Below are 26,914 nucleotides of genomic sequence, written 5' to 3' on the forward strand. Positions count from 1 at the left end.
TATTATCCCCCTCTTATTTATAAAATAAGAGGGGGATTTTTTGTTATCTAGAAATTTATTTTCAGATTAAACATGTGGACATTGTACCACTTGAGAGTATAAGTTATGGAAACACTGATTCAGAAAGTTAAGGTTCATTAAGCTAATCGAAAATTAAAAATATGAATGATTTTTATTACTTATATTATATTGTTAATTTTAAGTTATAGTATTGTTTAAAGTGAATTATTTAAAGTGTATTGTATAAATAGCCAATGAATTAAGAGATTGGGTGGTAAAATTTAGCTTTTATTTATACCTACATTAGTATAATATGTAAATTGATAAAATGAAATTTATACAATTGAGTTAAAAGAGTATAAGTTAATGGTTATTGAAAATGTAAAATTGTATTTTAAAATAATATATATTATTTTGCAAAACTAATTCTTCATCATAATTCTAAAAATATTGCAAGAATTTTACCCGTAATTGTGAATTGTGAATTGCAACATATATATGTTAAAGAACTAAGATTAGGAGTGAAGAATTTTGATACTTAGCAAAGAAGTGGTTATAAGGCACAGTAAAGGATTGCATGCGAGAGTCTTGGCTATGGTTGTTCATAAGGTAAGCGAACTTGAAAAGAGACATGATTTAAAGTTTTTTATAATTTATAAAGATAAAAAGAAAATTTTAGCTACAAGTCTTATGCCCCTGGTTTTATTGAAGGTAAAGCAGAATGCGAAAATTATAGTAGAAGTTCATGGAGAAGATCCAAAAGATGCGCTAAATGAATTATGCGATTTTCTACAAAGTGATTTTGATTTAGAAGATAAAAGTACTATTAATCAAGTTGATAACATAATAAATAATAATACTATAACGTTGGAGCACGTATTTAGTAATATACCTAATGGAATCATTGCTACAGATGAGAAAGATATAATTTCAATATTCAATGAAGAAGCAGAAAGATTATTAGGGATATCTTCTGGTGATGCTATTGGTAAAAAAGTATATGAAATAATAGAATTCACAAATCTTCATGAAATAAATAGAACTGGCAAATCAGAGCTAATGGTAAAAGAAATAATAAATAATAGAATATTACTTATAAATAGAACTCCAATAATAATAGACAAGAAACCTAAAGGTGCATTAGCAGTATTTAATGATATTTCAAAATTAGAAAAAGTTAAAGATGAACTAAAAACGGTGAAAGATTTGAAAGAGAGGCTACAGCTTATATTAGAAACAGTACAAGATGGTATATGTGTTATAAATTCAGATGGATATATAACATACGTAAATAAGGCGTATCTTAGAATTTTGAACGAAAAAGAAGAGGATATATTAAATAAAAATATTAGAGATGTATCTCCAGAGGGTGCAAGAATTAAAGTACTTAAAACGGGAGAAAGTATCATAGGGGCTATAAGTTATAAGGAAAATGGTGTAATAATAGTTTCAAATGTAAACCCTATAATAATTGACGGAGAAATAACAGGTGTTGTGTCTATAGTTAGAAATGTAACAGAAGTTCAAAAACTTTCTGAGAAATTAACTCAGGTCTCTGCAAAAGCTGATTATCTAGAAGAAGAGCTTATGAGAACTAAGAAACCTGATTCAGCTTTTTCGAAGTATATAGGTCATAGTGGGAAGATATTAGATGCACTTGCTACAACATTAAAAGCAGCGAAAACAGATACCACAGTATTAATAAGAGGAGAAAGTGGGACAGGAAAAGAATTAATTGCAGAAGGAATACATTTTTCAAGTAAGAATTCCAAAGGACCTTTTATTAGAGTAAATTGTGCGGCAATACCACAAAACTTATTAGAAAGCGAACTTTTTGGATATGAAAAAGGAGCTTTTACAGGAGCTATAAAAAGAAAATTAGGTAAATTTGAATTGGCTCAAAATGGTACTATACTTCTAGATGAAATAGGAGAAATGGATAAGAGTATGCAGGCTAAAGTTTTAAGAGTAATTCAAGAAAAAGAATTTCAAAGAATTGGTGGAGAAGAAACTATAAAAATAAATGTTAGAATAATTGCTGCGACTCACAGAAATTTAGAAGAAATGGTAAAGTTAATGGAATTTAGAGAAGATTTATATTATAGATTAAATGTAATTCCAATATTTTTGCCGCCTTTAAGAGAAAGAAAGCAAGATATAGCGCCTTTATTAGAGCACTTCATAGATAAAATAGGTAAGAGGATAAATAAAAGAATAACTATAGTAACAAATGATGCAATGGAATCTCTATTAGAATACAAATGGCCAGGAAATATAAGGGAATTAGAGAATCTGGTAGAGAGAATAATGGCTTTAAATGAAACAGAAGTAATAGAATTAAGTGATCTTCCAGCTTATATGAGAAAAGATATAAATACAGTTAACAATGCAATCAAAAGTAAAAATAATAATGAAATAGACATGCTTATTGAAACAGATGAAATATTACCGCTAAAGGAATATGAAAAAATTATAATAGAAAAAGCACTTAAGAAATATGGAAGCTATAATGCTGCGGGAAAAGCATTAGGACTTACTCATAAAACAGTAGCCGCGAAGGCAAGACAATATGGAATAGAGAAAAAGGTAACTTGGGAATAAAAAATAGCAAGTTGGTAAAAAGTATCATGATAAAAAAGAACAACTTGATACTTTTTACCAAGGAATAGAACACTTATATTACAATTTTCTGTAAATGTTTACTTACACTTTAGGCTAGAAGGCTTGAAAATACATACTTTTAAAAACATTTAGTTAGTAATTCAAATTGTGGCATGAGTATTGCTGTATATAAAAGTACAAATATAAATAAAAGTAAATCAAAATTATTTACATATATTCTAAAAAAATTAATTCATGAAAGTTATCTTATATTACTTAGGTAATAAAGGTTAATAACTTTATAATGAATGAATTATGTTATTTAGAAGTTATATATATTGCAAAAATAATTCTTCATCATAATTCTAAAAATATTAAAAGAATTTTAACTGTAATTGTGAATTGTGAAATGTGCATTGTGAATTGCAACATATGTATACAAATTAGATATAAATAATTTTAATCATAAAGAATATTTAAATATGGGAGGAAGAATTTTATGAAAAAAATAATTAATGATGCAAATCTAGTACTTGAGGATATGTTGAAAGGAATGGTAGCTGCACATCCGGAATATATAAAAAAATTAGAAAATGCAGATGTTTTAGTAAGAGTAGATTCACCAATAGATGGAAAGGTTGCTTTAGTAAGTGGTGGAGGAAGTGGACATGAGCCAGCTCATGGAGGATATGTAGGAAAAGGAATGCTTGATGCAGCAGTAGCAGGAGCAGTGTTTACATCACCTACACCAGATCAAGTATATGAAGCAATAAAAGCTGTAGACTCAGGCAAAGGAGTTTTACTTGTAATTAAAAACTATACTGGAGATGTTATGAACTTTGAAATGGCAAAAGATATGGCCGAAATGGAAGGCATTAATGTAAAAGCTGTTGTAGTAAATGATGATGTTGCAGTTGAAAATAGTACTTATACAGCAGGACGAAGAGGAATTGCAGGAACAGTATTTATACACAAAATAGCAGGCGCTAAAGCTGAAACAGGAGCTAGTCTTGAAGAAGTTACAAGAGTTGCAGAGAAAGTAATATCAAATGTTAGAAGTATGGGAATGGCTATTTCATCTTGTATTGTACCAGCTGCTGGTAAACCAAATTTCACATTAGGAGAAAATGAGATGGAAATTGGTATGGGAATTCATGGAGAACCAGGAACTCATAGAGAGGAAATAAAAACAGCAGATGAAATTACAGAACATTTAATGAGCAAAATTCTAGAAGATATCAAATTGAGTAGTGGAGAAGAAGTAGCAGTCATGGTAAATGGCTTATCATCAACACCACTTATGGAGTTATATATAGTAAATAAAAAGGTAAATGAAATATTGGAGGAAAAAGGGGTTAAAATTCATAAAACATTTGTAGGTGAATTTATGACATCTCTTGAAATGGCTGGATTTTCAATAACAGTATTAAAACTTGATAGTGAATTAAAAGAATTATTAGATGCACCAGCAAACACACCAGCATTTAAAGTAATATAAAGCAAAGATTTTTAGGTAGAGTTTTTGAGATTAGATGAATTTAGTAGAGAATATCTAAGAGTGTGACGGATTCTACTACCAAAGAATTATAATTTAGATGAAGCTTTAATATATAAGCATCATCTAAATTAAGCTATATAGGAGGAATAGAAATGAGTATTCAAGGAAAGAAAGTAATTGAAATATTAGAAAAAATAAGTGAAAAGATAGATGAAAATAAAGCATATTTATCGGAGCTAGACGCTGCAATTGGAGATGGAGACCATGGGCTTAATATGAGCAAGGGATTTAAGGCTGTAGTAGAAAAGATAAAAGACGATGATGGAAATGATATTGGAGGTATATTAAAGAAGTCAGGAATGGCATTAGTATCTAATGTTGGTGGAGCTTCAGGACCACTATATGGAACAGCTTTTATGAAGGCAGCTGTAAGTGTTAATGGAAAATCGGAAGTTGATATTAATGATTTCGCAAAGATGCTAGATGAGGCTCTTGAAGGTATAAAAATGAGAGGTAAAGGTCAAGCAGATGATAAAACTATGATAGATGCTATAGAGCCAGCATTAAAATCAATAAAAGAAGGTATAGATAGCGGGATTGAAGTCAAGGAAATTTTAAAAGCAGCAAAAGAAGCGGCTTATAAAGGTGTAGAGCATACAAAAGAAATTATAGCTAAAAAGGGAAGAGCAAGTTATCTTGGAGAAAGAAGTTTAGGGCACCAAGATGCTGGGGCTACATCTTCTGCAATAATATTAGAAACAATATATGAAGCTTTAAATTAGTAGTTTTTATTTTGAGTTACATCAAAATAGTCGTTGAAGGAGAATATATATGGTAGGAATAGTGATAATATCGCATAGTAAAAATATAGCAGATGGTGTAAAGGAATTAGCAAGTCAAATGGCACCTAATGTAGCTATAGGTGTGGCTGGAGGAATAGCAGACGGAAGAGTTGGCACTGATATGGATAAAATATCAGCTGCAATAGAAGATGTTTATTCAGAAGATGGAGTAATTATTATTTTTGATTTAGGCAGTGCCTTTATGAATGCAGAAATGGCAATAGAATTTCTAGATGAAAAGATGAAGGAAAAAATAAAGATAGTAGATTGCCCAATAGTTGAGGGAGCTGTGACAGCAGCAGTTGAAAGTAGTATAGGTAAAAATATTGAAGAAATTGAAGAAGCATTAAAACCTATGAATTTAGGGAAAATGCCTTGAAATAATAAAATAGTTATCTGAAGAATAATATTTTAATAGTATTTATATAGATCAAGAAGATAAATTTCTATAAGATAAATAGAAATTTATCTTCTTAATTTTTTACAAAGTATATATATTTCAATTCACAATGCACATTTCACAATTCACAATTGCGGATAAAATTCTTGGAATTTTTTTAGAGTTATGATGAAGGATTATTCTTGTAATATATATCATTTTTCGTGATAAGACATTAGTGACATCATCATTAATGAATATAATAAAACATATTATAAATGAAAACTAAAAGTTATTATTCTTGCTTGGAAAATCTATATATAGATAAGCCAATTATAAGTTAGATTTATACTATGAAATATATCTCAACTAGAAACTGGAACAAAAGTATGTTATTCATTTCGGCGAGTTATATGCATAAGTTCAGGTTTTAGTTGGGTTATCTATAATTGAAATTTATAAATATTGACTTGAAAAATTTTAGTTGATACTATTAAATTGAGAATTGTTATTAAAGGAGAGGGATTATGGAAAAATATACACTAAAAATTATTGATATAATTAATGAAACAGATAATACAAAAACATATTTTTTTGAAAAACCAGAAAATTTAATATGGGAACCTGGCTCACATACCCATATTGGGCACATTGGGTTTGATATTGGTGATCAGCCTAGGAAAGAATGGGTAAGACACATGTCTATTGCAACTTTACCAGAGGAAAATAAAATTGCCATAACAACAAGGGTACCAGGGAGCAAATCGGAATTCAAGAATAAGCTATCAGAATTAAAAATTGGTGATGAAGCTGTATTTTTTAAGATAGGTTCAAGAATGGGGTTAAGACGTATAAATAAACCTATAATCTTAATATCAATGGGAGTTGGAATAGCTACTATGAGACCTCTTATTTTATCATTTATTAATGATGAAACTAATATCTCATACTTATCAAATATAAATATAGACTCATCAGATAAATTTGTATTTAGAAATCAACTGGATAAATTAGCAGATGAAAATTATAAGAATTATTGGATAAATTCTAGGAAAGAATTTTATGAAATACTTAGCCAATCAATGAAATCAGAGGATGCTATGTATTATGTAGTTGGAAGTGACGCATTTATAAAGGATATTATTCAAAGATTAAGAGCAAATAACGTTAAAATTGATGATATTGTTATAGATAGAAAAGATGAGAGAAAACAAAAGTTTTTAGAAGACTAAATATGATTAAAAGGGTTCCTTCTCTCATTTTTATTGAGAGAAGGAATAATATTTGATTTATTAGTAGATTCCAGGGATTTTAGGAAGACCTAAGAATCCTCTTTCTAAGTCCTTATCGGTTGGAATGTAATCGTGCATTGAATCATTTAGATAAGACTCATAAGACTAAATTATACTTTTAGAATGAGTCGGTCTAAAATATACAAAATTATATTTACATTAAATTCCAAATATGATATAATTATGCTTGTGTTGTGATAGATAAAATAAAAATTCTTTGGGTTATTTTTAAACTCACTTGAATGATCTTTTATATAAATTATTCATATTTATTCGAATTATAATTATTTAAAGAATAAAAAAGGACGTTCAATTATAATAACTTACCATCTCGCGTAATTGGTACTTACGTTTTTTAAGCAATATAATTATACTAGTCCTAAAAATATAAATAATGTTTCAAGTATATATTTTTGCTATCGTTATTTGAAGAGTTTTAAAATTATAGAGATTAGATTGAGTAGCTCACTAAGAAAAAGAAATATATTTTTCATTAAATCCTTATCGAAACGCCTTTTTACATGTGCACGTTTCATATGCTACGCCTCCATAATATATCGATTTGAGATGGCATAATAATTATAACATTAATTGGTAAAAAATACAAATTAGCATTGATGATATGTTAAGCAATAGTAGGAGAATTTCTACTACTATTTTTGGGTTTTAAGAAAAAAATATATAATATGATAATAAATGTGATGTTTCATTGTTAAATCAAACTATGTACCTATAAAATATGTGAAATATTACTAAATATTACTGTGCTTAATTATGACAGGCATTTTTAGATATTATTTTAATTAAATTTATTATATATTGAAATTAAGTAGCGGTTCAATTTTATACATTTTTAAAAAGGAATATATATTCAAATGTAGTGTTTCTATTGAATAATTTTCGTTGATTATTTTAATAAAGTATATTGAAATAAATGAAATTTTTATTAGCTCGAATAAAATATAAGGTCTTAATTAAAATAAGGTATAACAATTTTTAGTTGATTGACGATTAATTAACGATTATGATATTATATGCATATACATATAATATCTGTTTTGATAAATTTATTTTTATTGAATAAAAAATTTTAACAAAATATATGTATATGCATATAATTAGAATGGAGTTGGTTAATTATGAAATCATTATTCGATCAAACGCAAATTGGTCCACTTAAATTAAAGAACAGATTTATAAGATCTGCAACATATGAGGGAATGGCAGATGAAAAAGGAAATATAAATGATGAACTATTTAAAGTTTACGAAGATTTAGCTAAAGGAGGTGTAGGAACTATAATTACTGGAATAACATCTGTGACTGATTTAGAAGAATTTATTCCAGGCCAAATGGGAATTTATAATGATTCATTTATTGATAATCATAAAAAAATTATTGAAGTAACTCATAAACACAATACCAATATAATATTGCAACTTGGAGCAGCAGGAACACAAACCATTAGAAATGAAGAAAAGGTAATTTTAGGTCCAAGTAATATAACAGATTTGGGATATAAAAATACTCCTAAAGAAATGACTTTGGAAGAAATTGTTTCAATTCAGATAGATTTTGCAAATGCAGCGCTTAGAGCAAAAAAAGCAGGGTATGATGGCATTCAGATACATGCAGCTCATGGATATTTACTTAGTAAGTTCTTAACACCTTATTATAATAGAAGAATAGATGAGTATGGTGGTAGTATTGATAATAGATCTAGAATGCTTATAGAAACGTATAAAAAAATACGTGATAAAGTAGGAAAAGATTATCCAGTTTTAGTTAAAATAAATTGCGAAGATTTTATGGATCAAGGCATGACTTTTGAAGAATGTAAATATGTATGCAAAAAACTTGAAAAGCTTGGCGTAGATGCTGTTGAAATTAGTGGGGGGAGTTTATCTTCACGCCCAAATGAGAGTTATTCAAGAAAAATAGTGAAAGGGCAAGCTCCTTACTATACGTTTTATGCTGAAAGGATAAAGGAAGAAGTTGATATTCCAGTTATTTCTGTAGGCGGAATACGTGACATTTCAGCGCTAACAAAAATTCTTAATGAAAGCTCCATTGATTATTTTGCATTGTCCAGACCATTAGTATGTGAAAGTGATCTTATTAATCGTTGGAGCGAAGGTAATGCTGAGCCATCAAAATGTATATCATGCGGTAAGTGTTCAGGATTTGGCAAAACAATCTGTGTTTTTAATAGGAAATAATATCTTAAACTTAAAAATTGATGATATCATGAGATAAAAATAATATATTCTTAAATAAAGCTGGTTTTTCTGAAATCTGCTTGTGAGTATATTGACAATAAGAATTTCTATAGATTACTATATGTATATTCAGAGGTTTTGACGGAGGTAATTTATTTATGTCTAATTTAGATGATTTAAAGAAAATTGGAAGTTGTGTTTGTAGAAATTTGCGCATGACAACAAGGGTTACTACTCAGTATTTTGATCAAGTTTTTCAAGCGGTTGGATTAACAGCGCCACAGTTTTCATTATTAGCAGATATAGCATCTCGTGAAAATGTTGCTGTAAGTGAGTTGGCAGAGGCTTTGCTAATGGATCAGACAACAGTAACTCGCAATATTGAAATTTTAAGAAAAAAGGGATATGTAGATGTGCGAACAGATGATAATGATTCAAGAAGAAAGTGCATTTCAATAAGTGATGTCGGAATTAAGAAGCTCGATGAGGCAATTCCTGTATGGAATGAAGTACAATCACCAATAGAGAAGGAGATAGGCGCTGAGAAATTTGAAGAATTCTTAAAAACATTAGCGCAAATACAAAATTTTATTAATAACTCTTCCAAATAAAGTACCTAAGTAATGATTTAATTCATATTTAGGACTTAGTTGTAGCCATATATTATTTTACGTCTTATCATTTATAGAAATAGTTTGTTTAATGATAAAAAAGTCCTTAATTTAAATTCATATGCATGTTAATTAATGCGAAATTAATAGCTTTATAGATATAGTTGAAAACAAGTAATAGTAACCTAAATCTATTATTGATAAACTATATTATTTTAAATATATGTATATACATGTTAAAGTTGAAATTTAGGTTGAGGATAGTATTTTGTATGTATATTAATGAGGAAAATGAGAAGGTAAGAGAAATTGTGGAGTTAGCAGTTAAAAAACTTAATATTTAAAAAAATAAAGAGTAACAGTAAGAGAGTAAGTTAATGTGATTTTATTAAGCTGGATTATTCCTATAAATAATATCTATTTTATAGCTTCTGTATAATATATAAATATAACATATCCGAAAGAATATACTTAGTAAAGTTTTTGTATTTCATTGAGTATATTAGAAACTTTTAAAATTATAATAAAGTATATTTATAACAGAATTAATGAAAAGGGATGATTTTAATAATGGAAATATACAATAAAAATGTATATAAGAATAGGTGGATAATATTGGCTGTTGTGGTTTTGCTTCCGTTTATGGGCACCCTTGATAGTACAATAGTTAATGTAGCACTTCCTGTTATGGTGAATATATTTTCAGTAACGATGTCTTCTATTCAGTTAATCGTAATCTGCTATCTTATAACAATAGTTAGTACAATATTACTGTTTGGAAGGCTCGGTGACATAAAAGGAAAGTCTATAGTATTTAATTTAGGGTTATTGGTGTTTACCATAGGTTCTTTATTTTGTGCGTTATCAAAAAATTTTACGTACCTATTATTTTTTAGAATAGTTCAGGCGATAGGAGCATCTGCGGCTATGGCAAACAACCAAGGGATAATAACGCAAGTATTTCCAGCTAATGAAAGGGGTAGAGCTCTTGGAATATCGGGAACATTTCTAGCTCTTGGCACAATGATTGGACCGCCATTAGGAGGTATTATAATTTCTTACTTAAGTTGGCATTATATATTTCTAATAAATATTCCAGTAGGAATAATTGGAACAGCAATTGGTTTTAAAGTATTGCCTCGTAAGTCAAATGAAAAGAAAGAAGACGTTGATTTTATTGGTGCAATAATTTTTGGTATAAGTGTCGTATTATTATTTTATTCTCTTATAAATGGACAAACTGTTGGTTACGATAATAACATGATTAGAATTAGTTTTATTGCAGCTATAATTCTATTTATAATATTCATACGAATAGAAGGAAAGTTAAAATATCCACTTCTAGATTTATCATTATTTAGAAATTCACTTTTTACGGTTGGAATATTATGCACATTCATATGTTATGCATCAATTAACAGTAATAATATTGTACAGCCTTTTTACCTCGAAAATGTTTTGAAAATGACTCCAAGTTTTGCGGGAATGATAATGATGATCTCTCCTGTATTAATAACAGTTATTTCTCCTTTTAGTGGTTATCTATCAGATAAAATAGGGTCAGAATTTCTAACATTTTTAGGATTGATACTCATAGGAATTGGAATGGGTTTAATAGCGACTTTAAATGAAAACTCTAATATATATCAATTAATTGTATATATAGTCTTTATTGCTATTGGAAATGGATTGTTTTTACCTCCTAATAATTCCTTAGTTATGTCTTCAGCATCTAGTGATAAGTTGGGGATTGCAGGAAGTATAAACGCTTTTGTAAGAAATTTGGGACAATCATCCGGTGTTGCTATGGCGACAATGCTTTTATATTCATTTATGAGTATGAAAATGGGAGAGAAAGTACTTGGATATATAGAGGGTAGAGATGATGTCTTTATGTATGGAATGAGGTATGTATATGTTTGTTCGGCCATTATCTGTTTTGTTGGAGTAATAGTGACTTATATAAGATTAAGAAAGAAAAAGTTAAACAGAAAAATATGATTTCTTAAGTGCTGATTGGTATGTAGATACCATACCAGAAAGTAAAAACATTTTTATGCAGCAGGAATTGAAAATGAGCTGTTAAAAGCTCTTAATTGTAGGTTGTTCCGTTAACGCTTGTCACAATGAAATTGGGAGCAAGCATTAATGGTGCAACCTGCAATTTAGAACTCTCAGCGAAATTTTCATAGTCCTGTGAAATAACAATGTTTTTACTTTCGGAGATTATTGCATAAGCATAAGTTGTATATTGTTTATCTATATAGATAACGCAATCATAAACTATACTTAGACTATGAAATAGCTTCCAACTAGAAATGAGTAATATACTTTTGTGGAATGTTCCATTGGTAATTTTGATGGATGTGATTCTTTGGCTATAAGTTGTTCCAAATGTGCTAGTTCAAAGCCTGCTCTTTGAGGCTAGCACTTTGAGTGCAACTTTATAGCCTTAGAATCACCCATCATAATTACCTAGAAACTGGAGCAAAAGTATATTACTCATTTCGGTGAGGTATGCGCATAAGTATAGATTATAGTTGGCTTATCTATATATTACTGAGATTTAAGAGTTGTAATTACTAATGTAATTTATTTAACTATATAACCTCGAACTCTTTGTACTCCGTAGCTATTCACCCTTCGAAAGTAGTCATGATCGTTCTCACCAGGTTCTCGTTGTACAAATACATCTAATCTATTATCTACTCCAAAATACTTATCTGAACCTTTATCATTAACAGTAACTTGTCCATAACCATCCAAATATATTTGGGTATTCAGAGGTATTACGTTATTTGCAACGCCACCTGGAGTTAATGGCTTATTTTGACAGGTCACTGGACCAGCACTACTATTTTCCGAATCAAGAGATGTATAAAAAGTTAATATAAAGTCTTTCCATTCAGGTGTAACACTCTTTTCTTGTTCTTTTTCTTCGGATTCCTTCTTTTTGGTCAATTCTCTTTGCTCAATTTTTTCATTATTTATTTCATCTATAGGATTTTCCTTAAATTCTATTTTTTCTTTATGTGTTATTTCTATATTATTATCTTCTACAACATCTGTTGCTAAAGCGTTAAATGGTGTTATTGTGCTTACATCATATGTATCAAGTATTAAAATGATGCTTAATAAGCACACTAGCCTCTTTACTCTTAGCATTTGTCCACTCCCCTTTGTTGGTGCTTTTTAATGAGACATAATAGGCTCTAATAAATTATAACACAAATGTAAAATATTTACAAAAAAAGCAAAGGGCATTTATAGATATGTACATGTGAGATAACTTATTGAGAGTAAAAGAAAAACAATCAAAATATTAATTGTGGTCTTTAGAAGAAATGACAAAAATGAAATATTCCAGCCAGCAATATATGAATTTTAAGAGAAAGTAAGCAATTATATAATAAGTAATCTAATAAATAACAGTAAAGAAAAATTGTGAATTAATAATTTATAGATAAATTAATTGATGTGTTTGTAATATTTAACAAATATATGCAATGATGTTTAATATGGTATTAAAATATGGTAATATAGATATGTAATTATGTATAAACCTTTATAGCAATAATATGGAACTAAAAAATGCAGTCATTAGTTTGGCTGTATTTTTTATGCAAATTAATAGTGGTATAATAATTATGGTTAGTCGTTTTAATATAAAAAGGTATTAATCAGAATAAACTTAAGAAAAGCTAGGAGTTTTTATTTATGCATGACAATTTATTATTAATAGACGGTTCGTCTCTTTTATCTTGCTGTTTTTTTGGTAATCTTCCAAGAGAATATAGATTTGCTAAAACTGATGAAGAGAAGGATAAATATATTGAAAAATTACGTCAATCACCTAAAGGCGAGTTTACTAATGGGGTCTTTACAATGATGGCATCAATGCTTAAAATGATTAAGAATCAAAATCCCACTCATATTGCTGTGGCTTGGGATTTAACTAAAGAATTTACCTTTAGAAAAAAATTATATTCAGAGTATAAAGGTACTAGAAAGGATATGAGAAGTGAGCTGGGTAGCCAGTTTGCATTAGCTCAAAAAGTTCTAAAAGAAATGAATGTTCCAGAGTTTGTGTTTAAAGAGTATGAAGCGGATGATATAATAGGTACCTTGGCAAAGAAATTTGGAAGATCTATGAGAGTTAGCATTTGGACTAAAGATCAAGATTGTCTTCAACTTGTTGATGATAATGTAAGGGTATGGCTTATAACTTCAAAGTGTACCGATATGTACGAAAGTCTTGGAATAAATATTAAAGAACTTAATATACCTAGCGGAGTTTTTGAATTTACTACACAGTATGTAAATCATTTTTATGGTGTAGATCCTATCCAAATTATTGATAGAAAAGCTATAGAAGGCGATGCTTCTGACAATATTCCGGGAATAAATGGAGTTGGAGAAAAGTCTGTTATACCATTACTTCAAGAATTTGAAACAGTGGAAGGTATATATGATTTTATAGAAAATTCACCTGAAAAAGAAGTAAAAAAAATGTTCAAAGATCTTGGCATATTACGTTCCCCGTTATCAAAGTTAGTTGAGGAATCAAATGAAAAAATAGTCGGGAAAAAAGCAGCTTTGCTTTGCAAACAATTGGCCACTATAAAGTGTGATATAGAAGAACTTAATAATATAACAATAGATCAATTGAAACTTCAAATAGATGAAGAGGGAATGAAAAACATATTTACTGAACTTGGATTTACAAATTTGCTAAATTAATGGGTAATATGTTTCTAGTGATTAAATATAGGAGCGACATACTTTAATACATATGTAATTCAAAAGCTAGCAATAGACAGGTTAATAAATATTAAAATAAATGTAAAATATAACATTTATACATAAGTGATATATATTTAGGAGGAATAAGTTATGAAATTTTGTTGGAGTACTTTAAAAGTTAAAAATCTAGAAGAATCATTGAAGTTTTATCATGAGATTGTTGGTCTTAAGACTAATAAAAGATTTAATGCAGGACCTGGAAGGAAAATTGCATTTTTAGGAGATGGAGAAACTAAAATAGAACTAATATGTGATGAGGAAGTAAAAGAAGTAAGTTATGGCGAGCATATTTCTCTTGGATTTGAAGTTGACTGCATAGATGAGAAAATAAACTTTATTAAGGAAAAAGGAATAGAAATTCATAGTGGACCATTTCAACCAAATCCTAATACTAAGTTTTTTTATGTTTTAGATCCTAATGGATTGAAGATTCAATTTGTAGAAAATAAATAATCACAAAGCTGTTGGAATTCTAGATAGATATTTAATAAAGCTGAAAATCCTTCAAATCTGAGGATTTTCAGCTTTTTAAACAATAGTTTAATTAACAGAAAATTTTCGTTTTAATATTTTACCATTTTCCTTTGCTCATATGCGCTGCTAATTCTGCTTTTGATATTTGCTTAATAGTCCAAGCACTATTTTTAGCTTTTTCAAAAGCTGTTACACATGTAGGATCTAAATTTAAGTCTATTCCTTCTCTAGAAAGTTTGAAAATTTTATCAGCTAAGTTAATGATCTCTAAATGAATATCATTAGTTCTATCAGAGTGATAGATTTTATCAGCCTCTTCGCTAGTTAATTCGACAAATTTTTCTTTAGGAACTCCACATTTTGGACACTTCTCTGGAGCTTCTACTCCTTCGCATATAAATCCGCACACACTACATTTAAATAATTTCTTCATAATTATTCCTCCCTTTAATCATACCATTAGATTATTAAAACATATACTAAGTAAATGTTCTCAATGTTATTAATTTGACATAATTGGTTAAAATCCTCCTAAAATTGAAAAAAAACTTAAAAATATTTTTCTTTAAAATATAGATTGACGTACATAATTTGAGTATGTAAAATTAGGATAAATAAAGAATGTAATCCATAATAGTAAGGAAATGAGGTGTTTGAATGAAGGAGGATTTATTATATTCTGAAAATAAAAAAGATAATAGAATATCATTATTAGATATATTTACAAAAAACACTATTAAATTTAAGAATTTAATTAAATATAAATTTAAAAAATCTAGAAAAGCAGAGAAGCTAACATTAGAATCTGCAAAAAAACAGTTTGAAGAGCTTAAAGCTAAGAAAGAAGAATTGGAAAAGTATGAAAATGAATTTCTTAAGTATGATGATCAATTAAAAGAAATGGATTATTGTCTAATAAAATCTAATGATTTAAACTCTGTAATCAGCTGTAAAAAAGAAAGTTTATCTCGAAGATTTTTTAAATATGAGAATGTGAATATTGATGGTAAAGCAATAAATGCATTAATGTTTTTTTGGAAAGAAAGTATTATTCAGATAGAAGAAACTATAGGCCAGTTAAATAAGGATGAAATCTCAATAGAAAAAACATATAAGTTAAGTAAATTTAGGATTAAGAATATATGTGATTTATATATAAGTTATGAAGAAAATAAATATGTAATAAAAAATATAGAACCTTTAGATAAAGAAATATATGGAACATTGAATGAAATCACAAACAAATATGAAGAGTATCACTTACAAAATAAAGAGATAAGAGATAAATTTATTAAAGCTTTTTCTGATGCCAAGTATGAACTTAATATTGCGAGCCCATGGATGAATAATTATGTGGTTAACAATAATTTGATAAATATGATGGAAAATTTACTTTCAAGAGGAGGATCTATCAAAATCATATATGGTATAGAAGAAAATAGCTCTATTTATCACATTAAAAAGGATGGCAATAATAGAAGTAAGAATAGAAATAGCGATATAATAGCAGAAAGGCTAAAAGATAAATTTAAATATTATGGAGGGAATTTTAAAATAAAAAAGGTGAACTCTCATAATAAGCTTTTAATCTGCGATGAGCAATATTATATGGAGACAAGTTTTAATTTATTATCTTTCTCTGGAGAATATGACGAAAATTCTAAGGATATTAGAGATGAGGGGGCAACTTATAGCACTAATATAGAGGTTATAAAAGATTTGAGAAATAGATACTTCGATTTTTAATAGACAATATGCGAACGACTAAATACCAATCTGTGTTTAGATTAAATGTAAATCATTAAAGATTGAAACGGGATGTGTTGAAATTAGAAAATAAACATATCTCGTTTTGTTTTTTTTATAAAGAATTTGTTGATACTTAGAATTAAATGCTATCTATTTCGTCAAAAAAATACATAAGCTTTTAAGAATATTTATTTAAAGAATGGAAATAAATTAATAAAATAAACTTTTATAATGAAAAACAGTGAAATATTAAAAATATTGTATAAATATTAGTGCGATGATATAATAAGATTCAAAGAATAATTTATATAAGTTTACATTTATTTCTATTAACATTCTACATATTTATATAAGAAATTGGGGTGGTGATATTTATAATTAACAGAATTGGAAATACAGTGATAGGAAGAAAAGGTTCATTAAGACTTTTAATAAGTGTATTGTTTATTACACTTATGGCTACAACTGTTGGCATTATAACCTATATTATATTTAATAATTGGAAAAGTTCGGTGAATAATACTATCATAAAAATTGAAGACGATTCCAATCAAGATGTTTTTAGTGAAATACAATCGCTATTTAGCATACCTCTATATAACAATGAAGTTAACCATACTCTGATTGAAAACAAAGTTATAGATATGCATAACAAAGATCAGAGAGATGCTTTTTTTGCAGGAATAGTTAAATATAGTAGTGATGAGATTTACAGTTTTAGTTTTGGTACAGAAGATGGTGAATACTATGGTGCTAGAAAAAATGGAAATGACGATATAGAAATATATAGAAGTACACCTGAAACCAAAGGTCATTCTTTATATTATAATGTAGATGAAAATTTAAAGCAGGGAAAATTTGTTAATGATTATGGCGATTTCGATCCTAGAACAAGAGATTGGTATATAAGTGCTAAAGAAAATGGAAAGCCGGTATTTTCTTCCGTTTATAAACATTTTACAAAAGATGATTTGGCTTTGTCAGCGGCATATCCTATTTATAATAAAGATGGGAGTATTCAAGGGGTAATGGGAACACATATAGTTCTTTCTACTCTTAATGAATCCTTGGAAAAAATCGCCAATGAGAATTCGGCTTCAATATATATAGTTGAAAAGAATTCTGGATTTCTAGTTGCGAATTCGTTAAACAAAACTAATTTTGAAATACTTTCTGATGGAAATATTAATAGAACTTTAGTTAAGAATATTACGGATAAATCAATTAATGATGCATATGAAAACTATATAAATACTTCTAATACAAGTTTTATTTCGGAAGTTAATAATGAGAACTACCATACTAAAATATTTGAGTATAATAAAGATGGTCTGGACTGGCTTATAATAACATCTGTTCCAGAAACTATTTTTACAAAAGAAATAAGGAATAATATTAATATAGCTATAGAACTTACTGTGATTGCTCTTATTATAGCTGTTATTATTCATATGAAGAGTACTAAAATTATATTGAAACCAATAAATCATTTGATAGAGATATCTGATAAATTCTCTAAGGGGAATTTATCAGATAGGGCCAAGATTTTTAGAAATGATGAAATAGGAAGTTTGTCTAAGGCTTTTAATAGCATGGCGGAAGAACTGTGTTCGTTTATAAATAACCTTGAAGAAAAAGTTAAAGAAAGAACAAATGAACTGATTATTGCAAAAGAAGCAGCTGAAGATGCTAATATGGCAAAAAGTCAATTTTTAGCCAATATGAGTCATGAAATAAGAACTCCTCTTAATGGAATTGTTGGATTTTTGAGTATCTTGGAAAAAACTGACCTAGATAGTACCCAGCAAGATTATGTTGAGACAATCCAAACTTCTTCAGAGACATTACTTGTAGTTATAAATGATATACTTGATATTTCTAAAATTGAAGCTGGGAGAATGGAAATAGAGAAAGTTGCTTTTGATATCCGTTCTGTAATTGAAAGCACTATATTTCTTTATGATGCAAAAGCAAGAGAGAAAGGGCTTGAACTTAATATGCTTATAAATTCAGCCATACCAAGTTGTTTGGTAGGAGATCCTACTAAAATTAGACAAATTATAAGCAATTTAGTCAGCAATGCAGTCAAATTTACACACAATGGAGAAGTATTTATTGAAGTTTCCGTTATAAAAGAAACGAACACTGAAGTACAGCTTTATTTTGAAATAAGAGATACAGGGATAGGCATGAATGAGGAAGAGATAAGTAAGCTTTTCAAACCATTTAGTCAGGCTGATTCTTCATCAACTAGAAAATATGGAGGGACTGGGTTAGGCCTTGCGATATGCAAAAAAATAGTTGAGATGATGGGTGGTACTATAAGTGTGAAAAGTGTAAAAAATAAAGGGACGACCTTTTGTTTTGATTTATTACTAGATAAATCAGAACAATCAGTAATTCAAATGCCTCCTGATTACTCTATATTTAAAGGTAAACGAATATTAGTTATTGATGATTATGAGATGAATCGTTATATAGCAAAAGTTTATCTTGAAGAGGTTGGGTGTATGATTGATGAGGCGGAAAGTTTAGAGTCGGCATTAAGTATGCTTATAAATAATCGGAAGGCATACAACACTATTTTGATTGATTACCAAATGAAGGAGATAACTGGTTTTGAGCTTGTTGAAATAATGAAGGAAAGAGGCTTAATAAATGACATTCCGTTGATACTATTAACTTCAGTTACCGCAAATTCTGAAGCAAGGATAGCGAAGGAAAATAAATTTTCTGGATATATTTCAAAACCTTATAAAAGGGGGGATTTGCTCGATTGCGTTGCAATGGTGATTAAAGGAGATGGCTCTAAAATATATAATAATGATGTTTTTATAACAAAGCAAAATGTTGAAGAAGCTAAATATAATAAAAAGATAAAAATACTTTTAGTAGAAGACAATGATATAAACATAAAATTTTTTGTTAATAGTTTAAAATTGAATGGTTTGACTTGTGATATTGCTATTGATGGGGCAAAAGCGTTAAAAGCATGTGAGAACAAGGAATACGATATAATTTTTATGGATTGTCAGATGCCAGTTATGGATGGCTATGAAGCAACAAGAAAAATTCTTTTGTTAAGAAGTTATAAAAATGTTCCTGTAATAGCTATGACTGCTTATTCTATGAAAGATGACGAAATTAAGTGTTTGGAAGCAGGAATGATCGATTATTTAAGCAAACCTTTTACTGTTGATCAAGTTATGGAAATGTTAGAAAAGCATGTGAAAAATATTCATAATGATGATATGAATATTTTAAGTGATTTAAATGACCATGGTTTTGAGATGAATCAAAGTGATTATTTTACTGAAATAGTAAAAAGTCTTATAGAGGAATCGGGATTTGATGAACGTTTTTGCACAGAATTGCTTGAAGAATTTTGTGAGCAATCAAAGAAAATTCTGAGTCAAATTAAAGAATGTATAGATCAAAATGATTTAAATGAATCATGTATACTTCTACATAAGCTAAAAGGGTCAGCAGGTACTGTAAGAGTCAATGATATAGCTGAATTTGCGTTACAAGCAGAAAATGCTGCAAAAAATGATGATAAAGATTTACTAATGAAAGCAGTCTATAGCATGGAAAAAACGCTAAAAAACTTGTAATGGACAATGAATGAAAACTAAATAAAAACGGTAATGGAAGAATTTAAGAAACTATTAGTAATTTGGGTTGTGATCAGTTGATGCTTTTATTAAGAGATGCAATAATTGAATGTAATGGCGTTTGTGAAGAATATTTTAGATGAAATTGATTTTTTTGAGCAATTTAGCTATATGTAATTTGGGTTAATTACATATAGCTATTTTTTTGCAAATGTACATGCACTTTTCAATTAGGGCATTAACTTAGTTTTAATAAGAACTCATAAATTTTGAAACTAATCCCCAAAAAGCTAATTGAATTAAAAAATGAACTAATTGTAAAAAAATATATTGCAAGTGCTCTGTAATAATAGTAGTATTAAATAAAGGTATTGTATATAAAAAAAGTATTAAGAGGTCTAATGTGGAAAAAGAATTATATACCTGGAATTAAATAATCTATCTATCAATTAGGAAAAATTAAACATTAAAATTTGAAAAAATATAAAAGTATTTAATGTTATTATAGGGTGGGGGAATGAGAAGAATGTGTAATGAGTGTTATTTAAGAAGTAGTGTGGAAAAATGGAGACAAAGATTAGATAGTATGATTATTAAAAAGAAAGGTAATTTTTTGGATGATGAGATAATTGCTTTGAATCAATATGTTGGTGATTTGATTGCTGAGTGCATAGATTGTAATGCTTTTAAGTTTTATAAAGCTGGCAGAAGAAATACTGTTGTAGGTAATAAGCAACGAGATGTGTATTATTATGGGGACTACAATTTGTTTATTAATTTGTATAATTATATAGAAGAAGGTATAAGAAATAGTGAAAAAGTTCATATTTCTATTCAGAAAAATCTCTACAAGAAATTAAAAAATTTACTTATAATTAATGGAATTTCTATTGAAAAGGTGCAATTTATATGTATAGAAGACATGAAAAAAATTATTCGTAATAAGAGTAATTCAATTAGTTTTAGTGAAGAAATAAAAATGAGTGAAAATAAGGGATATAATAAAAATAGATGGATAATTCAATCTTCTTTGCAAAAATATTTTTTACAGCAGGAAGATTATTGGAATCGATATAATGAAAAGTTTAATTCAAGTATTCTTTGCGTACATGATGCTTCTCTATATATACATAAAAATGTGCATTTAGAATTAGGACGTGAATTGTTAAATAAATATCAATATCATTCTAAAAAAGATAATTATCAAGTTGGGATTTGAAATTTATATTTTTAGAGCGTTTAACATAGTACAAAAAAAGTAGGCAGTTAATTCTAACTGTCTACTTTTTGTGCATAGAAGTATAAAAATATACGTTTGATTAATATTTTACGGATGGAAGGATAGCGGTGAGAATCTCTTTTAGTACATATAAATCCTTCTCATGAGCATGATTTATTATATCTATCAAGTCATCTTTATTAACATTAAGGGCTCTTTCGCCATAAACTAAAAAGTCCAAAGAAATATGTAGAGTTGAAGCAATCTTAATTGTAGTTGGAAGCGACGGGTGACGTTGTCCCAATTCAATCTGGCTTAAATAAGTTGGAGATATACTAACCAATTCTGAAAACTTTTCTCTAGTTAAGCCGTTGCGTTCTCTTTCAGCCTTTATACGTTTTCCGATATCTATATAATTAATATTATTCAAGTTTATCATTCCTTTTTTTATATAACTTTATATTTTAAAGGCAAATAACAAAAAAAGCTATTTGAGTTCGTTTATGAAAATTAAAACATATAGTTTTCTCACAAAAATACTATTAAGCACACTAACTAAAATACATATGCTTTTGAAGAAATTAAAAGAATAAAGGAATATTTAACTTGGGAAATTCTAATTGAAGCAGAAAATCTAAATGATGCTGTCCCAATTTAAGTTGGACTTAATAAGCTGATTTATCAGCTTGTTTAAAAATAATCTTTAGTTATTCCGTTAGGCTTTCTTTTAGTTTTTCATAGTTTTTTTTATATCTGTGAAATCAATATTATTTAATTTAATTTCTTTTTTTATATAACTGTACATTCTTAATCAATATAACAAAAGTAGCTATTTGAATTAATTTATGAACTATTTGCAAAAAAATGTTGCCAGAGAATTATAAAAATAGTACTATTAAGTTAGGGTATAAAATCAATAAAATGCTATCAGGAGGGTATTATGGAAGAATTGGAAGTTAAAATAGAATCTGTTAGAGAATATCTAAACAAACTAGTTGGTGAAGGAGATATTTGTAGAAATGATGAGATAATTTGCATTAGCATTAAATTGAATCACCTTATTAATCAGTACTACATAAGCAAAAAATACTAGTTTACATAAAAAGATTTTTAGTAGAATTAAGCTTTGAACTAATTAATATTAAATTATAAATTTAATATGTTTTTATACCTTGCATTTTTATTAAACTTATTTATTAATTTTAATTTATACATTTAGATAATTCTAATCCAATATAAGGATGAATGTCAATATATGAGGGAGATTAACTTTTCATACTATGTTTTTAATATATATTTATTTTTACATATGGTTATATATTAGAGGAGAATTGTTAATTTCTTAATTAGGAAATGTTAAAAGTGGGTTGGTGATTTTGGAAAAAATAATATATCGACTGAAACAGATACGTAATGCTAAAAAGCTAAAAAAATAAAACAGTTAGTAATGTGGAAATTTAAGTAAAAGTGTGCTTAAAAAGAGAGGGGAAGGGTTAAAAAGAAGGTGCTTATACAAATTTGAGGAATTTTATAATTGAGTAAAAAAAGAGGGGTTATGGGAGGCATAAAGATGAAAAGTACATACGCAAGAGATATTGTTCAATTACTAGAAAAAACTAACTATAATGAAGTGATGGTCATTAGAAGTAAATTATCAGATGAAGATATTGAAGTTATAAATTTTTTTGCTGATCAATATCAAAAGAATGTCATGTTTGCTTCAATGCATGAAGCTTTATTTAATGAAAATGATAATCCGTTAGTTTTAAAGTATTAGATTTATTTTGATTGAAAAAACAATATTTATAAGAGGGTGTAAAATTATGTGGGGAATTTTAGAACAAGACAAAAAAGAGTTAAGAAAAAATTTAAATTGTAGAATTTGTCCTTCTATTTATGAGGAGATTAATGGAATAAATGAGGGCGTAGTAAAAGATATTAATCAAGTAAACATTACGGAGGAAAAAATTATATTTGATATGATGAATAGACGTAATACGCGTAAATATAATCATAAGCATGATGTTAAATTGTATTTGCTAGTTTGATTTGATAATCTTATATCAAAAATTTAAATGGGATAATTCTATTCAACATTATATGGGTATTAATATATTGAGGGTAGCATATGAGAAATGGTATTTATATATGAATAATGTATTGCTTGCGGTGAAGATATAGTGTTATTGGTGAAAATTATTATGTTTTTGGGAAATTAAATAAAAAGTAAAGCTAGGCATAAAATATGCCTAGCTTTTATTATTACTTGAACGAATACTGATTAAACATTAAGTTAGAATATAGATTTTGGGTTATCTATTAATGCAATTTTATAAAAAATGAATTTATATGTAAAAGGATAAATGATTATAGAAAAAATCGTGTTACAATTTAATTTTAATAACGACAAATAGATACAAATAATATTATAAAAACATGGATATAAAAAGAAAAAACATAGAAAAAGGTGAATAAATGACGAAAAAAAGAAAAAATATTCTGACATAAAAAGAAGGTTTTCAAGTGTATTTTGTAGAAAAGTTTAATTACATAAAAGAAATGAATTTTTAGGAAGGTGGTTGATATGGGATTATCAGGCTGAGATTTAAATAGGATATTATGAGTGATAAAAGTAATTCAAAATTATAATGTGGGAAAATATGTATGAGAGGTGAAAATGGATGGATTTAATATGGGATAAAATGTGGTCGGTTGGTGTTGATAAGATAGATAGACAACACAAAGAATTGTTTGACAGAATTAACTTGCTTGTATGTTCTATGAAAAGTGCAGAAGGAAAAGAGGAGATGATTACAACTTTGAATTTTCTTGAAGAATATGTAATTAGACATTTCAACGATGAGGAGGAAATTCAAAAGAAAAATAATTATCCTAATTATGAGATTCAGCATAAGGAACATGAAATTTTCAAAAATAATTTAAAAGAATTGAGAAAAGTGTTCGAAACTACAGGCGTGTCTACGTTATTTGTAATAAGCGAACAACAGAAAATGTCATATTGGTGGCGAAAACATGTAATAGAATTGGATAAAGACATAGGCAAGTTTCTTATGGATGTTTAAATAGGTCGTTTATGTAATTTTAAAGGAATAAGCAAAATAAAATTTATAGTGGTTTACTGTGGTGAATTTTGAAGTGGGTACAATACAATGGAGGTTATGAAAGGTGGAAGTATATGGTTCATTTAATTAATGATATAGAAATTAGATCTAAGCATACAAGAGAAAAATATGGCATACAAGTTGGAAAAATTAAATTTGATTTATCAAAAGAAGTAAGTCTTATAAAAAAACAATTGAATTATGGGAGCGAAGAATTTATAAATATTAGATTAAATAATGAGGAAATAATCATTCTTTATAATGCTATGAATAAAATAAGCTACGATAATGTAAAGCCGTATATTATTGATTTTTATACGCTTCTTAACAATGAATTTGTAGGACATTGTGTCTTGGATAATGCATACATAGAGTATGATAATGATATTTCGTATTCAAAGGTAACTGAATTACATTTAAAGACGGGAGTTAATTCGCAATTAATTGTTAAGAAGCTTTTAATATGATGCGAATGAAGTTATAAAGTAAAGATAAAAATATTTAGCACATGAAGTGCTGATGTTTAATCTTTATGCTAGCAGAGAAAGGTAGAGATTATGAAAGATTTCATGAAAGATTTTAAAGTATCTACATTTATATTTTTGTTTGTAATTATGCTTATAATTAATATTTTGGTTATATATATTACGAATTAATAATTTATTGAATAGACAAGTATCAAAATAGGAGCAAATTCTTATGATCAATTGTAGATTTTGTAATAAACTTACTGCTTAATAAGTTAAGGAGATTTATTGGGGCTGAGTGTGAAAAAAAGTTTAAAAGGAATTAAAGTATCAAGACACATAATAACGTTATTTGCTAAGTAATTTGGGTAGGAGCGATGAAGGATTATTAGAAATATTAAATATATTCAATGGTTAAGAACTAAAGAAGAAGTTAAGTGATGTTGATGGTGAGTGTAGAGATAGAAAAGATTTTTTGCTGTAAGATAGATTACGGAAAAGATAGTTGATAACGTCTAATTTTAATATGGATTCTATCAATATCTTTTCTAACTGCTATATAGTAAAGGCAACTATGTTTAATGGAGTGAGAGAGATGAAATATGAGGAATATTTTGAAGAAGTATGCTCAAGTGATATGAGTGATTGGTGTTATGAGGATGATATAGGAGTATATTTGTATAGAAATAATATCGATATAATGATAAAAAATGATATAAAATGGCTTGAAAATAGCGATGATACATGTTATGAAGATTGGACAAGTATTTTTCCAAATAAACATGCATATAATAAAAGGTTTATTCTTAAATATAGGGAGCAAATAATTAAGGTGGTATATGGCGTTTTTGTAGATGCGTGTACATGTTTTATTCCTTTCCCAGATAAAAAAATGAACATCACAAAGCAACAATATGAAATAGGAAAGATTATTAATAGTTTTATAACTTCAGATGAAAGATTCGAATCCTATTTGGTTAAAGCTAAGATTAATATTATATCGGAATGATTAATAAAGTTATTTTAGAAACTCATTAATTTATTTTCATTAGATTATGGAAATTATTACGCAATAATTTCGATAAATAGGTTTATATTTGGAATACAAGGTAATCCTAGCGAATTAATTAATGGTAAGATGTATAAAATTTAATTTCAAAATATATTTAGAAAAAATATTTTTTCTAAAATACAAAATAAGACAAATAATATCAATGAGCTATGATAGAATTTATTTATAGTATTTTCACTAGTGTTTTATCTTAATTAAAATAAAAAAATAATAAAAGAAGAATGAAAGAGTGGTGAGTGTTTTATTATGTAATAATAATTGATTATTTGTCAAAAAATGAATAGTTATATAGAAGAAAATAGATGCTTTTTATAGAAACTTATTTTTCTATATTATATAGAAAAAAGAAATGTAAACGATACTTGATTCTAAACTAACCCACCAGTAGTGAAGTTTTATGACTGATTTTGATGATAAATATTAAAAAGATCTGTAAATCAGGAAGCGCATTTATTCTAAACAGAGGGCAGGTGGAATTTATGAGTAGTTGGCTTGTAAATTTAAATTCAAAATTTGCAGAAGAATTTGATATAAGATTTGATGGATTTATTATTAAAGAAGAAGAAAAAGAAGAATTTTTAATTAAAATGAATAAGATTGCACGAGAAGTTGTTGAGCTAACTGATTTAAAGATGAATGAAATAGATTTATTTGAGTGTAAAGAAATTAAGTAAAAATGTCTTTAATAAGTATTTATGCTGTAATTTGATCGTGTTTCTAATGAAATTAATAAAATGTTTATAAGGATGATGAACTTATGCCAACATTAAAGAACTATGAAATTTATTGTGAATTCACAGATAGAAAAGTAAAAGTAAAAGAAAATTATATTTTAACTTGTGGAAAGATATTTCCAATAAGATGTTGTTATGTATTAGATGATGAAAGCAATATAAAAGAAATAATACATACTTGTAAGCATCGTGATAATGGTGAGTGTGTTTTAACTTAA

24 protein-coding genes are annotated in these 26,914 nt (G+C 27.6%); 21 read left to right on the top strand and 3 right to left on the bottom strand.

The features are described 5' to 3' along the window. Positions 1-531: 531 nt before the first annotated feature. The 8 genes from L3B96_RS04980 (at position 532) to L3B96_RS05015 (ending at position 11,443) form a co-directional block, all read left to right on the top strand. Positions 532-2,601: a sigma 54-interacting transcriptional regulator gene (locus tag L3B96_RS04980; RefSeq protein ID WP_023975875.1), complete on the top strand. Its 2,070-nt coding sequence runs from the start codon at positions 532-534 to the stop codon at positions 2,599-2,601. A 499-nt stretch (positions 2,602-3,100) separates the two neighbouring features. After that, positions 3,101-4,099, top strand: a complete 999-nt coding sequence (gene dhaK / locus L3B96_RS04985) for a dihydroxyacetone kinase subunit DhaK (protein ID WP_017212634.1) — start codon at positions 3,101-3,103, stop codon at positions 4,097-4,099. Between the two features lie 152 nt (positions 4,100-4,251). After that, positions 4,252-4,881, top strand: a complete 630-nt coding sequence (gene dhaL, locus L3B96_RS04990) for a dihydroxyacetone kinase subunit DhaL (RefSeq protein ID WP_023975873.1) — start codon at positions 4,252-4,254, stop codon at positions 4,879-4,881. 49 nt (positions 4,882-4,930) lie between these two features. Continuing rightward, positions 4,931-5,320: a dihydroxyacetone kinase phosphoryl donor subunit DhaM gene (gene dhaM / locus L3B96_RS04995; RefSeq protein ID WP_238859040.1), complete on the top strand. Its 390-nt coding sequence runs from the start codon at positions 4,931-4,933 to the stop codon at positions 5,318-5,320. A 527-nt stretch (positions 5,321-5,847) separates the two neighbouring features. Continuing rightward, positions 5,848-6,552, top strand: a complete 705-nt coding sequence (locus tag L3B96_RS05000; protein WP_238859041.1) for a hypothetical protein — start codon at positions 5,848-5,850, stop codon at positions 6,550-6,552. A gap of 1,199 nt (positions 6,553-7,751) precedes the next feature. Continuing rightward, positions 7,752-8,831 (top strand): NADH:flavin oxidoreductase, encoded by a 1,080-nt coding sequence (locus L3B96_RS05005; RefSeq protein ID WP_238859042.1) that lies wholly within the window; start codon positions 7,752-7,754, stop codon positions 8,829-8,831. A gap of 158 nt (positions 8,832-8,989) precedes the next feature. Beyond that, positions 8,990-9,442, top strand: coding sequence for a MarR family winged helix-turn-helix transcriptional regulator (locus L3B96_RS05010; RefSeq protein WP_012058379.1), 453 nt, complete (start codon positions 8,990-8,992; stop codon positions 9,440-9,442). A 570-nt stretch (positions 9,443-10,012) separates the two neighbouring features. After that, positions 10,013-11,443: an MFS transporter gene (locus tag L3B96_RS05015; protein WP_238859043.1), complete on the top strand. Its 1,431-nt coding sequence runs from the start codon at positions 10,013-10,015 to the stop codon at positions 11,441-11,443. Positions 11,444-12,034: 591 nt separating this feature from the next. Here L3B96_RS05015 and L3B96_RS05020 read toward each other — a convergent pair. Then, the gene (locus L3B96_RS05020; protein ID WP_238859044.1) at positions 12,035-12,607 is read right to left on the bottom strand and encodes a 3D domain-containing protein; all 573 of its coding nucleotides are present in this window, start codon (positions 12,605-12,607) and stop codon (positions 12,035-12,037) included. 552 nt (positions 12,608-13,159) lie between these two features. Here L3B96_RS05020 and L3B96_RS05025 point away from each other — a divergent pair. Both L3B96_RS05025 and L3B96_RS05030 read left to right on the top strand, forming a co-directional pair. Next, the gene (locus tag L3B96_RS05025) at positions 13,160-14,182 is read left to right on the top strand and encodes a 5'-3' exonuclease H3TH domain-containing protein (RefSeq protein WP_039770874.1); all 1,023 of its coding nucleotides are present in this window, start codon (positions 13,160-13,162) and stop codon (positions 14,180-14,182) included. Between the two features lie 153 nt (positions 14,183-14,335). Next, positions 14,336-14,698 (top strand): VOC family protein, encoded by a 363-nt coding sequence (locus L3B96_RS05030; protein WP_012058383.1) that lies wholly within the window; start codon positions 14,336-14,338, stop codon positions 14,696-14,698. A gap of 118 nt (positions 14,699-14,816) precedes the next feature. On the opposite strand, the gene L3B96_RS05035 is transcribed toward L3B96_RS05030, so the two are convergent. Next, on the bottom strand, positions 14,817-15,152 hold the full coding sequence (locus tag L3B96_RS05035; RefSeq protein WP_012058384.1) for a rubredoxin-like domain-containing protein: 336 nt from the start codon (positions 15,150-15,152) through the stop codon (positions 14,817-14,819). A 224-nt stretch (positions 15,153-15,376) separates the two neighbouring features. Here L3B96_RS05035 and L3B96_RS05040 point away from each other — a divergent pair, with 224 nt between their 5' ends. From L3B96_RS05040 to L3B96_RS05050, 3 genes are all read left to right on the top strand, one after another. Beyond that, positions 15,377-16,465, top strand: a complete 1,089-nt coding sequence (locus L3B96_RS05040; RefSeq protein ID WP_238859045.1) for a hypothetical protein — start codon at positions 15,377-15,379, stop codon at positions 16,463-16,465. A 401-nt stretch (positions 16,466-16,866) separates the two neighbouring features. Then, on the top strand, positions 16,867-20,082 hold the full coding sequence (locus L3B96_RS05045; protein WP_238859046.1) for a hybrid sensor histidine kinase/response regulator: 3,216 nt from the start codon (positions 16,867-16,869) through the stop codon (positions 20,080-20,082). A 517-nt stretch (positions 20,083-20,599) separates the two neighbouring features. Then, entirely contained in the window at positions 20,600-21,301 is a 702-nt protein-coding gene (locus L3B96_RS05050; protein ID WP_012058387.1) for a hypothetical protein, read from the top strand. 100 nt (positions 21,302-21,401) lie between these two features. Here L3B96_RS05050 and L3B96_RS05055 read toward each other — a convergent pair whose 3' ends face one another. Continuing rightward, complete coding sequence (locus L3B96_RS05055) at positions 21,402-21,731, bottom strand: helix-turn-helix transcriptional regulator (RefSeq protein WP_017212647.1); 330 nt, start codon at positions 21,729-21,731, stop codon at positions 21,402-21,404. A 510-nt stretch (positions 21,732-22,241) separates the two neighbouring features. On the opposite strand from L3B96_RS05055, the gene L3B96_RS05060 reads away from it, so the two are divergent. The 8 genes from L3B96_RS05060 (at position 22,242) to L3B96_RS05095 (ending at position 26,914) form a co-directional block, all read left to right on the top strand. Continuing rightward, on the top strand, positions 22,242-22,394 hold the full coding sequence (locus L3B96_RS05060) for an aspartyl-phosphate phosphatase Spo0E family protein (RefSeq protein ID WP_017212648.1): 153 nt from the start codon (positions 22,242-22,244) through the stop codon (positions 22,392-22,394). Between the two features lie 477 nt (positions 22,395-22,871). Next, on the top strand, positions 22,872-23,078 hold the full coding sequence (locus L3B96_RS05065; RefSeq protein WP_012058389.1) for a hypothetical protein: 207 nt from the start codon (positions 22,872-22,874) through the stop codon (positions 23,076-23,078). Positions 23,079-23,124: 46 nt separating this feature from the next. Beyond that, positions 23,125-23,349, top strand: coding sequence for a hypothetical protein (locus L3B96_RS05070; RefSeq protein WP_012058390.1), 225 nt, complete (start codon positions 23,125-23,127; stop codon positions 23,347-23,349). Between the two features lie 633 nt (positions 23,350-23,982). After that, the gene (locus L3B96_RS05075; RefSeq protein ID WP_238859047.1) at positions 23,983-24,384 is read left to right on the top strand and encodes a hemerythrin family protein; all 402 of its coding nucleotides are present in this window, start codon (positions 23,983-23,985) and stop codon (positions 24,382-24,384) included. A 113-nt stretch (positions 24,385-24,497) separates the two neighbouring features. Then, positions 24,498-24,890, top strand: coding sequence for a hypothetical protein (locus tag L3B96_RS05080; protein ID WP_023975857.1), 393 nt, complete (start codon positions 24,498-24,500; stop codon positions 24,888-24,890). 526 nt (positions 24,891-25,416) lie between these two features. Next, the gene (locus L3B96_RS05085) at positions 25,417-25,899 is read left to right on the top strand and encodes a hypothetical protein (RefSeq protein WP_238859048.1); all 483 of its coding nucleotides are present in this window, start codon (positions 25,417-25,419) and stop codon (positions 25,897-25,899) included. 542 nt (positions 25,900-26,441) lie between these two features. Next, positions 26,442-26,636: a hypothetical protein gene (locus tag L3B96_RS05090; RefSeq protein ID WP_238859049.1), complete on the top strand. Its 195-nt coding sequence runs from the start codon at positions 26,442-26,444 to the stop codon at positions 26,634-26,636. Positions 26,637-26,719: 83 nt separating this feature from the next. Continuing rightward, the gene (locus L3B96_RS05095) at positions 26,720-26,914 is read left to right on the top strand and encodes a hypothetical protein (RefSeq protein ID WP_238859050.1); all 195 of its coding nucleotides are present in this window, start codon (positions 26,720-26,722) and stop codon (positions 26,912-26,914) included.

The sequence above is a fragment of the Clostridium sp. YIM B02569 genome (assembly GCF_022320765.1).
Lineage (GTDB): Bacteria > Bacillota > Clostridia > Clostridiales > Clostridiaceae > Clostridium > Clostridium beijerinckii.